The sequence below is a fragment of the Piscinibacter defluvii genome (assembly GCF_004011805.1).
In the GTDB taxonomy this organism is placed as follows: domain Bacteria; phylum Pseudomonadota; class Gammaproteobacteria; order Burkholderiales; family Burkholderiaceae_C; genus Piscinibacter; species Piscinibacter defluvii.
The window spans coordinates 31,129-45,373 of record NZ_RCHJ01000017.1; the positions used below are offsets into that span (position 1 = coordinate 31,129).

Genomic DNA, 14,245 nt, shown 5'->3' on the forward strand with positions numbered 1-14,245 from the left:
CGCATGTTCTTCCGCCAACACGCCGCAGCCAACGCGACGCTGTCGTACTTCTTCGGCTGTGCCGGGCACCAAAAGGCCGTGGCGGTCGATGTCGTGGCCGGCGACGAGGACTGGTTCATCGCCGAGGCGGAGAAGGCTGGTGTCCGCATCGCCTTTGTCATCGACACCCATGTGCACGCCGATCACTACTCGGGTGGCCCGGAACTGGCCCGTCGCGTGCAGGCTCCCTACTGCCTGCACGAGAGCAACCAGGGCCGGGTCTCGTTCGCCTTCCAACCGCTGCGCGATGGTCAGCGGCTGGAAGCCGGCAATGTGCTCGTCGATGTACTTCATACACCCGGCCACACGCCGGACAGCATCTGCTTGCTGGTGCGCGACCTGCGACGCGGCGACGAACCCTGGTTCCTCATCACGGGCGACACGCTGTTCGTCGGTGCCGTGGGTCGGCCGGATCTCGCGGGTCGCGAGCGGGAGATGGCCGCGCAGCTCCACGACACGCTGCAGCACAAGCTGATGACGCTGCCGCCCGAGCTGGAGATCTACCCGGGGCACCAAGCCGGCAGTGCTTGCGGCGCCGGCCTGTCCGGCAAACCCGCATCGACGATCGGCTTCGAGAAGCGCTTCAACCCGATGCTGTCGATGGGGAGGGACGAGTTCGTCGCGGCCCTGACGGCGGAGATTCCGCCGCAGCCGGCCGACATGGCGAGCATCGTCGCGGCCAATCTGCGCGGGATCGCTCCGGAGCCTGCTCATCCATGAATCCGGCTGCGGCCTTCGGCATCCGCGCCAACCTGGGCCAGGTGCTGCATCAGCTGCTGCAGGTCCTGCTCGTCGGCATGACCATCGGCATGATGCGCAACGTCGTCCCGGCGCTGGCCGAGACCGAGTTCGGCGTGCCGCGCGGCTCGTTCATGCTCCTGGTGGCCTTCGTCGTGGCCTTCGGCTTCGTGAAGGGGGCGATGAACTTCGTCGCCGGTCGCCTGGCCGAGCGCATCGGGCGCAAGCAGGTGCTGCTGGTCGGCTGGTTGGTGGCCTGGCCGATTCCGCCGCTGGTGTACTTCGCGCCCTCGTGGGGCTGGATCGTGGCCGCGACGGTGCTGCTGGGCGTGAACCAGGGCCTCACCTGGTCGATGACGCAGACCGCCAAGCTCGATCTGACCCGTGCCGACCAGCGCGGGCTGGTCATCGGGCTGAACGAGTTCGCCGGCTACGTCGGCGTGGCCATCGCCGGCATCGCCACGGGCTATGCGGCCTCGTTGTGGGGCGCGCGGGACGGACTCATTTGGTTCGGCGCGGTGGTCATCGGGCTGGCGACCCTACTCGCGTGGATCGGCGTGGCCGAGACGCTGCCATGGGCACAGGCCGAGGTGAAGCGGCATGCGATGCCGTCAGCGTCGTCGTTGCGCCCGCGCTATCCGAGCGGAGTCAGCGAGCGGCCGACGACCCGAGAGGTGTTTGCGCTGATGAGCTGGCGTGATCGCCGCATGGCCGCGCTGTGCCAGGCTGGCCTGGTGGAGAAGTTCGTCGACGCGCTGGTCTGGGCCTTCTGGCCGATCTATCTGCATCAGCAAGGTGTCGGCCTGCCCGGCATCGGCTGGATCGTCGGCGTCTATGGCTTCACCTGGGGCGCCGCGCAGTTCTTCACCGGCAAGCTGTCCGATCGTTTGGGGCGGCACCAGCTCAACGCCTGGGGTATGTGGATCTGCGGCGCGGGCGTGGCGCTCATGCCGCTGGGCTCAGGGGCAGGGTGGTGGAGCACCTCGGCCGCCGTCGCTGGTCTGGGCATGGCGATGCTGTACCCGAACCTGAGCGCCGCTGTCGCCGACATCGCGCATCCCAACTGGCGGGCTTCGGCCATTGGCATCTACCGCTTCTGGCGCGATCTGGGCTACGGCATCGGCGCGCTTGGGCTTGGTGCGGCGGCCGCCCTGGGCGGGCAGCTCGAAAGCGCCTTCTGGTTCGTGGCCGTCGCGATGCTGGCGTCGGGCGCCGTGCTGCATCGCTGGGGCGAGGAGACACACCCTCGCCTGAACCCCGCCACCTGATTCCCTGTGCATCCATCGGAGACTCCGTGACCTCACACCGCCTTGCCCTGTCCTTCGTTCTTGTCACCTTCACCGCGCTGACACCGGCCGCCCACGCGCAGGTCGACAAGGCCACGGCCAACGCCATCGAGGGCTATTTCGACTTCGTCGACTACAACAGCGGCACCCTGATGGCGGAGCAGATTCCTGCTGACGACTACAAGAAGCTGTTCGTGCTTGATGTGCGCGACGCCGGGCAGTTCGCCATGGACCACATCCCCGGCGCCGTCAACATCGAGTGGCGCAAGGTGTTCGCGGAGCGCGGCAAGCTGCCCAAGGACAAGACCATCCTCGTCTACTGCAACACCAGTTCGTTCTCGGGCCAGGTGGCAATGGCCTTGCGCATGGACGGTTACGAGAACGTTCGCATCCTGCACGGCGGTTATGGAGAATGGAAGGCACGCGGCGGCCTGGAGGCCAACGCGCGAGCGGCGAAGAAGAGATGAGCAACGGAGCGCGACGCATGAAACCCTTCCAACTTGCCCTGGTGGCCCTCTGTGCATGGCTGCCAGCGGCCTTTGCGCAGCACACGGGTGCGACCCATCGCGAGCACGGGGCGACCACGCCTTCCAATCAGGCCCACGGCCCTTACGCCGGCATGCAGGAGCGTGCCATCAAGGCCTTGTCCGAACAGCAGCTGAGCGACCTGCGGGCCGGCAAGGGCATGTCGCTGGCGCTGCCGGCCGAACTGAACGGCTACCCGGGCCCCTCGCACGCGCTCGAGTTGGCCGAGCCGCTGAAGTTGACAGCCGAGCAGAAGAGCCGCACGCAGGCGCTGTTCGCACAGATGCAGCAGGAGGCCAAATCCGCTGGGGAGGAAGTCATCACGGCCGAGGGGGCGCTCGATGCACTCTTCAAGACCAAGGCGGCCACGCCCGGCGCCCTGCGGACCGCGACGCACAACGCGGCCGTGGCGCAGGGCCAGCTTCGCGAGACCCATCTGCGCTACCACCTGGCCATAGTCGAACTGCTCTCGCCCGAGCAGGTCGCGACCTACAACCGGCTGCGCGGCTACTGAGGCAAGAGCGCTGCGACCGGCGGGCACCGGCCCGGGTCGGCGCGACGCCAGACCTGCGTCTGGCAGATGAACAGCACGCAGCCGTCGACGACCAGCCGTTCCGGCGACTGCAGGTGGAGCGAACCCTTGTAGTCGCGCCCGTCCTCCGGGTTGTAGAGGCGCCCGCCGCGCCAGAAGCCGGCTTCGGCGGCCTGCATCCGGTCGATCACCAGGCGACCGACGAGCGGGCTCTTGTCGGCTACGTTCTTCGGCGCTTCGTCCCACAGCCACACGATGCGTCCGCAGACCGCGTCGCCGCAGGGTTCGATGCGGACCTTGGCATTGAACCCGGGGGTCCACCACTCACCCGTCACGCTGGCCTGTGCGTGCACCTGGGGCGCGGCGAGCAGCGCGCTCGTCGCGAGGATCAGCGCGGCTCTCATGCCGCGGGCTCAGATGCCTTCCCCGCGCCGAACCGGGCGTCACCATGGCGCAGGTACTCCGGGTCTTCGGTGCCGCACCAGCGGTCCCACCAGGTGAAGTAGAGGCCGAAGTTGCCGCGGTTGCGGGCGTGATGGAAGTGGTGGTGACTGACTGGCGTGATCCAGCCCAGCCAGCCGCGCGGCGTCCAGCGCCAGGGCAGCAGTTCGTGGGCGCAATGGCCGATCGTGTTGCGCAGGATCATGTGCACGAGGAACACCGCGATCGCGCCCTCGTGCATCGGCACGACCAGCAGGAACAGCGGGAGGAAGACCGCCTGCACCAGCGCCTCGACCGGATGGAAGGCGTAGGCCGCCCAGGGTGTCGGGTGCAGGGACGCATGGTGGCGGCCATGCACCGCGCGGAACCAGCGCCGGTGGTGCAGGGCGCGGTGGGTCCAGTAGAACCAGGCATCGTGCGCGACGATGACCAGCACCAGGCTGGTCCACCACCAGACCCAGCCGCGTTCGTCGACGTCGCCGTAGATGTCGATCGTGCCGGCATTCGCCAGCAGCCAGATCAGCAGCCCGTTGGCGGCGAAGATGAGCACTGTCGCGACCGAGTAGGTGAACTCGCGTCGCACCTGCCCGGGCTGGCGCGTGGCGTCGAGGATGCGCCGGCCGGCCAGGTGGCGGCCGAGCAGCACCTCCACCAGCAGCCAGACCGCGCCTGCGGCCAGTGCGTAGCGCAGGAAGTCGATGACGACGATGGTCAGCGTCAGTTGGGGTAGCGAGGGATCTTGCACGGGAGGCCTCCGATGGGGTTGGGATGCCCTCATCGTGGCCAGCGAGCCCCTTGCGGTCTGGCCGATTCGTCGCAAAGTCTGGCCGAAACGTCGCCGTGGCAGCCCATCTTGGTCAGGTGGCCTGCCGATGCCGCTCCATGCGGGCTGCAGCCCGGTACTCGGTCGGCGTCATGCCGAAGCGCTGCCGGAAAGCGCGGTTGAACGGGCCGATCGAGCCGTAGCCGCATTCGAGCGCGATGCTCAGGATCGGCAGGTCCTCGCTGATGAGCCGCTGCGAGGCTTCCTGCAGCCGGTAGTGGTGTAGGAAGTCGTTGAAGTTGCGGTAGCCGAGTTCCTGGTTGATCTGGCGGCGCAGCGCCGCTTCGCCGACCTCCAGCGTCCTCGCCAGCTCGGCCAGCGTCAGGCCTTCACGCCGGTAGGCCTGCTCCTCGGTCATCGCGCGGATCAGGCGCGCCATCGCGGGAGACGGCGCGGCGGTGGGGCGGTCGGCCATGGGCGCCACCGGCCCGTCGGCAGCCGGGATCGGCGTTTCGGGGTCGGGCGGCAGGCCCAGGATGGCGCCAAGCGATCGCCGCGCCACCAGCACCGCCAGCGCCAGCGCGACGCTGCCGATGCCCAGCACATGCAACGCCGGCAGCAGGGCACCGACCGGACGCCCGCGCACTGCCAGCTCGACCACCAGCGCCACGGCGGCGTACACACCGATGCCGAGGGCCACCCAGCGGCGGACCGCCCGGCGCGGCTCGACCAAGTCGTCGCGCCAGCCGCGTGCCACCTCCCATAGCGCGGCGCAGGTGAACCCGAGCATCGCCACGGCATGAAGGTGCTCGAGCACGCCGCCCTCGGGTCTGGGTAGGCCCGCCAGAGCGGCATCCAGTTGAGGCACGTTCTCCACCAGGCCGATCAGCATCAGCGCGATCGGCGCGGCGAGCAGGGGCGCGGTGAGCGCAAAGCGGTCGTCGAACAAGCCGCGCGCGGCAAGCCAAAGCCAGGCCGTGCCGCTGGTACACAGCGCCAGCGTGACCAGGGCGAGCGGTCGCGGCAGTGTGAAGAGGAGTTCGCTGCGCTGGCAGAACAGGTAGGCGATCAGGGAAAGGGTGAACACCGCCAGCGCTGTCCGCGCGGCGGCGCGCGGGCCTGGCAGGGCGAGGTGGATCAGGTGAAAGCCCAGCACGCCGCCGACCGCACCGCGCAGCAGCAGATCCCACACCAACACGCCAGCCGGCAGGCTCATCATCTCGATGCTCGCTTGAGCTGGGTGCGGCTGTAGACGCGCCAGGGCTGGCCTGGCGGCGCCAGCTCGAAGACCTCGATCAGCTCGTCGTCGGACGGGAACTCGTAGCTCTCGCGCGCCTTCCAGGCATTGCTGAAGTTCTCGAACGACTCGCTCTCGAACACCAGCGTGGCCGTCGATCCGGCAGCCGGCTCGACGCGCCGGTAGGTGTTGACGAAGCTCTCGATGTGGAACTGGCGCAGCACCAGCGTCTTGCGTGGCTTGTCGTAGCTGAACATCCCCCAGTGCTCATGCACCTTCCCGTTCTTGTTCTTCTCCTGTGGCGGATAGGCGGAGGTGCTGGTCTCGTGGATGTAGCGGCCGCCCATGACGAACACGTAGCGTCGCTGCACGCTGGCCTCGCCGGCCGATCCGGTGGAAGTGCCGGACCAGGTGCCGATCAGCCGCGCGACCGGTTGCCAATGTTCGGGCGTGGGATCAACTGCCCCGACAGGGCTGGTGACGAAGAGCGTGACAAGCAGGAATGCTGCTATGCGAATCACGAGGTGGCCTCCCACGCGACTAGTGCCGGTCAACCGCCATTCTGGTCCCGCGCGTCAGCAACTCCTCCGCCAACGCACCCCGCGGGTTGGTCCAGATTCGGCATAGCCTCGGTGGCACCAGCCGGGCGCACCGCGCCGCAGCCACTCATTCGCGCTTCGCGAACATCGCACATTTGGAGTTCTGCGACGAGATGTCGCGGCGCCCGCTCCCGTGCCGACGGTATCGGCCTCGGGCGCCTGGAAGACATCACCTGGCGCCGGCACCTCAAGCCTGGAGCGCGCACCGCCCTGATACCGTCAGCTCCGAGGAGAGGCATCGTCGCCGATACCGTCAAGTCCTTTGGAACCACCCGCGCCGATACCGTCAGGCCTCGCACATTGGCCGGTTCTCTGGGCCCATTCGGTGGCGCCCGACGGGTTGGAACTACCTCAGCGTCGCGCTCAACAAACGAGGCAGTGCGGGTCCTTTGCGATACTTCAACGTCGGACCGATATGGCCCTTGATGAGACCAGTTTGATGCAGAGCGCAAAGGCATGGCAGTTTGTCGGTATCGGCGCCGGTACCAAACGGCCTGCGTCCGGTCGCTGGCCCTGCTACGCCCGGGCGACCAGGTTCGAGTTGACGATCGAGTGGGAGTGACTGACAAGCCCGCTTCGCGCGAGACCGCGGCCGTTCCGCTGGGCGCCGCAACGCCGGTAGCAGGGCGCTCGGGTGGGTTGGCACACCGGAAGACGGCTCCCGCCGGGGCCAACCTCCGCAATCGACCCGGAAGCGAACTCCGAGGTCGCCGTCTTGCGGCCCGGGAACCGGCCGTCGAACACGTCTGCACGCATGGGGCACGCTCGACATCGAGCACGTGAGCTTCAACCTCGCCGACGTGCTCGACAACCTGAACGGCCCAGTTGCACGTCGGCTCCAGCGACTCGTTGCTTGCGCGGACGCTGCAACGCTTCCTGGCGCCCGAGCGCGACTTCCGGGCGCGGCGTGCAGGGGGTTCAGTCCTGGTCCGACGCACGGTCGCGGGCCGTCGGCACGACCGACTGAACGCGCCGCCACAGCCAACTGGAATGCGCGTGACGCAGACATCGGTGTGCCGCCCGGCAGCGAGCGGGCGCGGTGCTGCCGCGCGGTGCTGCCCTATAGTCAGGCCTGTCGTATTCCCGGGGTCCCACGTGGCGCGTCGAATCCGGACGGTAGATCAGACTCAGCCCGCAGCTCGCCAGCCGGCCCCCATGCCCCACGGCGGATGACCATCGAATGGGTGTGACCCGCCAGCCCGGTGCGACCGACCGGCTCTTCTTCGCCGTCCAGCCCGACGCCGCCACGGCGGCGCAGGTCCATGCGCTCGCGCAGCAGCTGGCGCAGCTGCACGGCCTGCAAGGGCGGCCGCTCGGCATGGACCGCTACCACGTCACGCTTGCCTTCCTGGGCGACCACGCCGGCCTCGCCGAGACGCTGCTGGACCAGGCCACGGCGGCCGGCGACGCGCTGGCCCAGCCGGCCTTCGACATCAAGCTCGACGAAGTGCGCAGCTTCGCGCGCGGCCAGGGCGTGCCGCTGGTGCTGTGCGGGCGCGGTGCCGGCATCGCCGGGCTGGAGCAGCTGGCCGCCGGCCTGCGCGCCGGGCTCGAACCCTTCGGCCTCGCCGAGCGCCGCACCTACCGCCCGCACCTGACCCTGCTGCGCGACGACCGCGCGCTGGCGGTGCAGCCGGTGCCTCCGGTGGCCTGGCGCGCCAAGGAGTTCGTGCTGGTGCGCAGCCTGATCGGCCAGGGCCGGCACGAGGTGCTGCGACGCTGGGCGCTGCAGGACGCGCCGTGAACGATCCGCGCGACGAACATGCGATGGGCCTCGCGCTCGACCAGGCGCGCAATGCCTGGCTGGTGGGCGAGGTGCCGGTCGGCGCGGTGATCGTGCGAGACACGCCCAACGGCCGCCAGGTGGTGGCCACCGGCTACAACCGGCCGATCACCGAGCACGACCCGACGGCACATGCCGAGATCGTCGCGCTGCGCCATGCGGCCACGCTGCTGGCCAACTATCGGCTGCCCGAGTGCGAGCTCTACGTGACGCTCGAGCCCTGTGCGATGTGTGCGATGGCGCTGATGCACGCGCGCTTCAAGCGCGTCGTGTTCGGCGCCGCCGACCCCAAGACCGGCGCGGCCGGTTCGGTGCTGGATCTCTTCGCCGAGAAGCGGCTGAACCACCACACCGAGATCGTCGGCGGCGTGCGCGGCGAGGAATGCGGCGCGCTGCTGCGCGAGTTCTTCACCGAGCGGCGCGAACAGTACAAGCGCCGGCGCGCCGCGGCCGAAGCGGACGCGCCGAGCATTCCCACCGGCGAGGCCACCGAGATCGGGCCGACCGAGCCGGGCGACTTCGCATGACGTCGCTGACCCTGTTCACCCCCGCCGGCGTGGTGGCCGAGAAGGCGAGCCTGCGCCGCGCAGGCCGCCGCCTGCAGGCGCTCGGCTTCGAGGTGACGATCGATGCCCATGCCGCCGCTCGTCACCAGCGCTTCGGCGGCGACGACGCTGCGCGCCTGGCCGCGCTGCACCGCGTCGCCGGCCAGGCGCCGTCCATCGCGATGGCCACGCGCGGCGGCTACGGCCTGACGCGGCTGCTGGACGCGATCGAGTGGAAGCGCATCGCCGCGAGCATCGAGCGCGGCACGCGCTGGGTCGGCCACAGCGACCTCACCGCGCTGCAGCTCGGCCTGCTCGCGCATGCCAAGGGCATCACCTGGGCCGGGCCGATGGCCTGCTACGACTTCGGCCGCGAAGGCGACGACGCGGTCGACGAGGTCACGCGCGACTGCTTCGTCGAGGCCATGTCGGGCGAGCTCGAGGCGGTGGGCTTTCGCACCGAGCCGGGCTTCGACGGGCTGGAAGCGCGCGGCACCCTGTGGGGCGGCAACCTGTGCATGCTGGTCTCGCTGCTGGGCACGCCGCACTTCCCGCGTGTCAAGGGCGGCGTGCTGTTCCTCGAGGACGTCAACGAGCATCCCTACCGCGTCGAGCGCATGCTGCTGCAACTGCAGCAGGCCGGGGTGCTGGATGCCCAGAAGGCCGTGCTGCTGGGTGCCTTCAGCGACTGGAAACCTTCGCCGCTGGACCGCGGCTACACGCTGAAGAGCGCGATCGCCCACGTGCGCAGCCGCATCCGCACGCCGCTGCTGACGGGCCTCCCGTTCGGGCACGTGCCCACCAAGGTGAGCCTGCCGGTGGGTGCGCGAGTCAGCCTGGTGGTGCAGGCACGCGACGTGCTCATCGCCTGGTGAGCCGCACCCGCGGATAGAGGGGCGCCTCCAGCGCGCACGGTGAAACCCTGAGCGAACGACCGTTCGCCGGCCTTATCATCCGCGCCTGCCTTTCGGCGGCCCGGCCACAAGCCGGTGCCCGTCGGGGGCTCCATCTTTTTCGGGGGCACCGCGCCAAGCCTGCGGCGGCCTTCAGGGACGACGAAGGGAACGACCGCATGCCCGGTCTGCTCGAGACGTGGAGGGCGCGTGCCGCGGTGCTGCTGATTGCGCTGCTGGCCGCCTGCAACAACAGCCCGTACCCCGACGGGGCGGCCGCCACCAACACGCTGTTCAACTCCTTCGACGAGCGCTCGCCGCGCTACCTCGACCCGACAGCCTCATACAGCAATCCCGAGACGCCCTACACCTACACGGCCTACGAGCCGCTGTACGCCTACCACTACCTGAAGCGGCCCTACGAGCTGATCCCGAAGACGGCCGAGGCGGTGGCGCAGCCCCACTACCTCGATGCCGCCGGCAACCGCCTGCCGCCCGACGCGCCGGCCGAGCAGATCGCGCACAGCGTCTACGACATCAGGATCAAGAAGGGCATCCTGTACGCGCCGCACCCGGCGTTCGCGAAGAACGACAAGGGCGAGTACCTGTACCACCATCTGACCCGTGCCCAGGTCGGCGACAAGCGCTCGCCGTGGGAGTTCGACAAGCAGGGCACGCGCGAACTGGTGGCCGAAGACTACGTCTACGCCTTCAAGCGCCATGCGACCACGCGCATCGAGGCGCCGATCTTCGCGATCTTCTCCGAGTACCTGGTCGGGCTGAAGGAGTACGCCGAGCGCGTCAAGACCGAGGACGCCAAGCTGCTCGCTGGCCTGTCGCAGTCCAGCCCCGACAAGCCCTTCCTCGACTTCCGCCAGTGGCCGCTGGAGGGCGCGCAGGCGCTGGACAGCCACACGCTGCGACTGCGCATCAAGGGCAAGTACCCGCAGTGGAAGTACTGGCTGGCGATGACCTTCACCGCCCCGGTGCCCTGGGAGGCCGACGCCTTCTACGCGCAACCGGGCATGAACGAGAACGGCCTGTCGCTGGTGAAGTGGCCGGTGGGCACCGGCCCTTACATGATGACCGAGTACGTGCAGGACCGCCGGCACGTGATGAAGCGCAACCCCAACTACCGCGGCGAACCCTACCCCTGCGAGGGCGAGCCGGGCGACAAGGAGAAGGGGCTGCTCGAGGACTGCGGCAAGACCATGCCCTTCATCGACACCATCGTGTCGACCATCGTCAAGGAACGGGTGCCGCGCAAGGAGCTGTTCAAGCAGGGCTACCTCGACGTGCCGGAGATCGAGCGGCCCGAGTGGGGCGTGGACTTTCGCGTCGACATGGAAGACTCCGACCGCGTTCGCCAGTTCTACGAACAGCGCGGCTACAGCTTCCCGCAGACCACCGACATCAACAACTGGTACCTCGGCTTCAACTGGCTCGATCCGGTGGTCGGCAAGGGCGACACGCCCGAGCGGCAGGCGAAGAACCGCAAGCTGCGCCAGGCGCTCTCGATCGCGATCGACTGGGAGGAGGGCTACGGCAAGATCTTCCGCACCAAGGCCGGCCTGGCCGCGCACGGCCCGGTGCCGCCGGGCGTGTTCGGCTCGCGCGAGGGAACGCCCGAGGGCTTCAACCCGGTCACGCACCGCAAGGAGGGCGACCAGATCGTGCGCCGCCCGCTCGACGAGGCGAAGAAGCTGCTCGCTGAGGCCGGCTATCCGGACGGGCGCGACGCCGCCACCGGCAAGCCGCTGGTGCTGAACTACGACTACCAGCGCACGCCCACGCCGGAGATCAAGGCCGAGCTCGACTGGATGGTCAAGCAGTTCGGCAAGCTCGGCGTGCAGCTGGAGATCCGCGCCACCGACTACAACCAGTTCCAGGACAAGATGCTCAAGGGCAAGCAGCAGATCTTCTGGTGGGGCTGGCTGGCCGACTACCCGGATGCCGAGAACTTCCTGTTCCTGCTCTACGGTCCGAACGCGAAGTACCCGACCCAGGGCGAGAACGCGGCCAACTACAGCAACCCCGAGTACGACCGGCTGTACCGCCAGATGCAGACCATGGACGACGGCCCGGAGAAGCAGAAGGTGATCGACCAGATGGTGGCCATCGTGCGCGAGGACGCGCCCTGGGCCTGGGGCTACTGGCCCTACGTGGCGCTGGCCTTCCAGCCCTGGGCGCACAACGGCAAGCCGACCATCGTGGTGCGCGACCTGGCCAAGTACTACCGCGTCGACCCGGCGATGCGCGTCGCGAAGCAGTCCGAGTGGAACCATCCGGTGCGCTGGCCGCTGGTGCTGATCGCGCTGGCGCTGCTGGCGCTCGCGGCCGTGGCCTGGCGCAGCTACCGGGCGCGCCAGCGCGCCACGGCCCGGCCGGCGCGGCTCTCGCCGTCGGGAGCCTGAACATGCTGAACTACCTGATCCGCCGTCTCGGCTACGGCGTGCTGATCCTGATCGGGGTGAACCTGTTCACCTTCGCGCTGTTCTTCACCGTCAACACGCCCGACGACATGGCGCGGCTGAACATCGGCGGCAAGCGCGTCACGCAGGAGCAGATCGACAAGTGGAAGGCCGAGCGCGGCTACGACAAGCCGCTGTACTGGAATGCGAAGGCGCAGGGCAGCTCGAAGCTGACCGAGACGATCGTCTGGGAGCGCTCGGTGTCGCTCTTCGCGCTGCAGTTCGGCCGCTCCGACGCGCGCAACGCGATCGACATCGGCCACGAGATCAAGGAGCGCATGTGGGTGAGCCTGCAGCTCGCGCTGCCGCTGTTCATCCTGCAGGTGATCGCGAGCACGGCGTTCGCGCTGCTGCTGGTGTTCTTCAGGCATTCACGCATCGACTTCTGGGGCGTGGTGCTGTGCGTGCTGATGCTCTCGATCTCGAGCCTGTTCTACATCATCGTCGGCCAGTACCTGTTCTCGCGCGTGCTGCGCCTGGTGCCGATCAACGGCTACGCGCCAGGGCTGGACGCGGTCAAGTTCCTGGTGCTGCCGGTCGTGCTCTCGCTGCTCTCGCGCCTGGGCACCGAGGCGCGCCTGTACCGCGCGATGTTCCTCGAGGAGATCGGCAAGGACTACGTGCGCACCGCACGCGCCAAGGGCCTGTCGGAGGCAGTGGTGCTGTTCCGCCACGTGCTGAAGAACGCGCTGATCCCGATCATCACCAGCGCCGGCTCGTACCTGCCCTACGTGTTCCTCGGCAGCCTGGTGTTCGAGAGCTTCTTCGGCATCCCGGGCCTGGGCGCCTTCGTGATCGAGGCGATCACTGGGCAGGACTTCGCGATCGTGCGCTCGATGGTGTTCCTCGGCGCGCTGCTCTACATCGCGAGCTACGTGATCATCGACGTGGCCTACACCTGGGCCGACCCGCGCGTGCGGCTTTCGTGAGCAAGAGACATCGACATGCCTAAGTTCGTCCTGCTCTGGACCGATGCCGTGCTCTACCTGATGCTGGCCGCGCTCGGCTGGTACCTGTGGCGCATCCGCACCGACCGCAACCTGCGCGCCACCTGGCTCAAGGTGCTGCGCGACCCGGCCGCGCTGTCGGCCGGCATCGTGCTGGCGCTGTTCGCGCTGGTCACGCTGGCCGACAGCATCCACTTCCGCCGCGCGTTGCCCCCGGTGGCGGGTGCGCCGGCCGATGCGCCGGTGTTCTACGCCACCAACACCGAAAGCGTGCTCGACCTGCTGCTGGCGCGCCAGATCGGCATGCGCGAATTCAGCTACTCGGAGCCGCTGGCCTATCTCGGCCACGAGAAGCAGGCGATCGAGCGCAACGGCGAGATGGTGCGCGACTACCCGCGCCTGGCGTTCGGCGGCGCGCACCTGAGCGACCCGGCCACGCAATGGGCCGGCGACCTGGTGGCGCGCGCGCTCACAGGCGCGGCCGTCGGCGCGCTGCTGTCCGGGCTGGTGCTGCTCGCCTTCGGCGCGGCATTGCGCCGCTCCCACGGCGGGCTCGGTGCGGCCGTGCGCGACGTGCTGGCCGACCGCACCGACCTGCCGCTGCGTGCCGCCTGGCTCACCGCGCTGGCCATCGGCCTGGTCGGCGGCGCCACGGTCGGCCTGATGGGCCACTACCACGTGCTGGGCACCGACCGCACCGGCAACGACGTGCTGGTGCAGTCGCTCAAGAGCGTGCGCACCGCCTTCGTGATCGGCACGCTGGCCACCGTCGCCACGCTGCCCTTCGCGGTGGTGCTGGGCATCCTGGCGGGTTACTTCCGCGGCTGGGTCGACGAGGTGATCCAGTACGCCTACACCACGCTCAGCTCGGTGCCCAACGTGCTGCTGATCGCCGCCTGCGTGCTGATGGTGCAGGTGTTCCTCGACAAGAATCCCGACCTGTTCGAGACCGGCCTGGAGCGCTCGGACCTGAAGATCTTCCTGCTCTGCGTGATCCTCGGCGTCACCGGCTGGGCCACGCTGTGCCGCCTGGTGCGCGGCGAGACGCTCAAGCTGCGCGAGCTCGAGTTCGTGCAGGCCGCCACCGCCTTCGGCGTCGGCCCGGTGCGCACGATGGCGCGCCACATCGCGCCCAACGTGATGCACCTGGTGCTGATCACGACCGTGCTGAGCTTCTCCGACCTGATCCTGTACGAGGCGGTGCTGACCTACGTCGGCGTCGGTGTCGATCCGGCGATGAACAGCTTCGGCGGCATGATCAACTTCGCGCGCAGCGAGATGAGCCGCGACCCGATCGTCTGGTGGAGCTTCGCGGCCGCGTTCGGCTTCATGGTCACGCTGGTGCTGGCGGCCAACCTGTTCGCCGATGGCGTGCGCGACGCGTTCGACCCGCGCGCCCGCAGCCTGCGCCCGCGCCTCGTGCGCCAGGTCTCCTGAAGGGCTCGC

General features: G+C 68.9%; 14 protein-coding genes. 10 read left to right on the forward strand and 4 right to left on the reverse strand.

Translation table 11 applies throughout. The annotated features are described in order from the left end of the window. Positions 1–3 precede the first annotated feature (3 nt). Genes D9C15_RS24715 through D9C15_RS24730 form a run of 4 tightly spaced genes read left to right on the forward strand, consistent with a single transcriptional unit; the run spans position 4 to position 3,102 of the window. Positions 4–759 (forward strand): MBL fold metallo-hydrolase, encoded by a 756-nt coding sequence (locus tag D9C15_RS24715; protein ID WP_128001145.1) that lies wholly within the window; start codon positions 4–6, stop codon positions 757–759. Beyond that, positions 756–2,045, forward strand: coding sequence for an MFS transporter (locus D9C15_RS24720; RefSeq protein WP_128001146.1), 1,290 nt, complete (start codon positions 756–758; stop codon positions 2,043–2,045). Before D9C15_RS24715 ends, D9C15_RS24720 begins: the two co-directional genes overlap by 4 nt. A gap of 26 nt (positions 2,046–2,071) precedes the next feature. Next, entirely contained in the window at positions 2,072–2,530 is a 459-nt protein-coding gene (locus D9C15_RS24725; protein ID WP_240668583.1) for a rhodanese-like domain-containing protein, read from the forward strand. After that, entirely contained in the window at positions 2,527–3,102 is a 576-nt protein-coding gene (locus D9C15_RS24730) for a Spy/CpxP family protein refolding chaperone (protein WP_128001148.1), read from the forward strand. Before D9C15_RS24725 ends, D9C15_RS24730 begins: the two co-directional genes overlap by 4 nt. On the opposite strand, the gene D9C15_RS24735 is transcribed toward D9C15_RS24730, so the two are convergent. The 4 genes from D9C15_RS24735 to D9C15_RS24750 all read right to left on the reverse strand — a co-directional run bounded on the left by D9C15_RS24735 (position 3,096) and on the right by D9C15_RS24750 (position 5,932). Further along, positions 3,096–3,524: a DUF2147 domain-containing protein gene (locus tag D9C15_RS24735; protein WP_128001150.1), complete on the reverse strand. Its 429-nt coding sequence runs from the start codon at positions 3,522–3,524 to the stop codon at positions 3,096–3,098. The genes D9C15_RS24730 and D9C15_RS24735 overlap by 7 nt on opposite strands. After that, positions 3,521–4,306: a sterol desaturase family protein gene (locus D9C15_RS24740; protein ID WP_164886845.1), complete on the reverse strand. Its 786-nt coding sequence runs from the start codon at positions 4,304–4,306 to the stop codon at positions 3,521–3,523. The genes D9C15_RS24735 and D9C15_RS24740 overlap by 4 nt, the downstream gene beginning before the upstream one ends. A 112-nt stretch (positions 4,307–4,418) precedes the next feature. Next, a complete protein-coding gene (locus D9C15_RS24745) occupies positions 4,419–5,540 on the reverse strand; it encodes a helix-turn-helix transcriptional regulator (RefSeq protein WP_128001153.1) in 1,122 nt (373 codons plus the stop codon). Further along, positions 5,540–5,932, reverse strand: coding sequence for a DUF1579 domain-containing protein (locus D9C15_RS24750; protein ID WP_240668584.1), 393 nt, complete (start codon positions 5,930–5,932; stop codon positions 5,540–5,542). Before D9C15_RS24750 ends, D9C15_RS24745 begins: the two co-directional genes overlap by 1 nt. A gap of 1,408 nt (positions 5,933–7,340) precedes the next feature. Between D9C15_RS24750 and thpR the strand changes: the two genes are divergently transcribed. The 6 genes from thpR (at position 7,341) to D9C15_RS24780 (ending at position 14,236) form a co-directional block, all read left to right on the forward strand. Further along, positions 7,341–7,904, forward strand: coding sequence for an RNA 2',3'-cyclic phosphodiesterase (gene thpR / locus D9C15_RS24755; protein ID WP_128001157.1), 564 nt, complete (start codon positions 7,341–7,343; stop codon positions 7,902–7,904). A gap of 23 nt (positions 7,905–7,927) precedes the next feature. Continuing rightward, the gene (gene tadA, locus D9C15_RS24760) at positions 7,928–8,470 is read left to right on the forward strand and encodes a tRNA adenosine(34) deaminase TadA (RefSeq protein WP_240668597.1); all 543 of its coding nucleotides are present in this window, start codon (positions 7,928–7,930) and stop codon (positions 8,468–8,470) included. Next, the gene (locus D9C15_RS24765; RefSeq protein WP_128001161.1) at positions 8,467–9,363 is read left to right on the forward strand and encodes an LD-carboxypeptidase; all 897 of its coding nucleotides are present in this window, start codon (positions 8,467–8,469) and stop codon (positions 9,361–9,363) included. The genes tadA and D9C15_RS24765 overlap by 4 nt, the downstream gene beginning before the upstream one ends. 197 nt (positions 9,364–9,560) lie before the next feature. Then, entirely contained in the window at positions 9,561–11,795 is a 2,235-nt protein-coding gene (locus D9C15_RS24770; RefSeq protein WP_128001163.1) for an ABC transporter substrate-binding protein, read from the forward strand. A gap of 2 nt (positions 11,796–11,797) precedes the next feature. Continuing rightward, a complete protein-coding gene (locus tag D9C15_RS24775; RefSeq protein ID WP_128001165.1) occupies positions 11,798–12,781 on the forward strand; it encodes an ABC transporter permease in 984 nt (327 codons plus the stop codon). A 15-nt stretch (positions 12,782–12,796) separates the two neighbouring features. Further along, positions 12,797–14,236, forward strand: coding sequence for an ABC transporter permease (locus tag D9C15_RS24780; protein WP_128001167.1), 1,440 nt, complete (start codon positions 12,797–12,799; stop codon positions 14,234–14,236). The last annotated feature ends 9 nt before the right edge of the window (positions 14,237–14,245 follow it).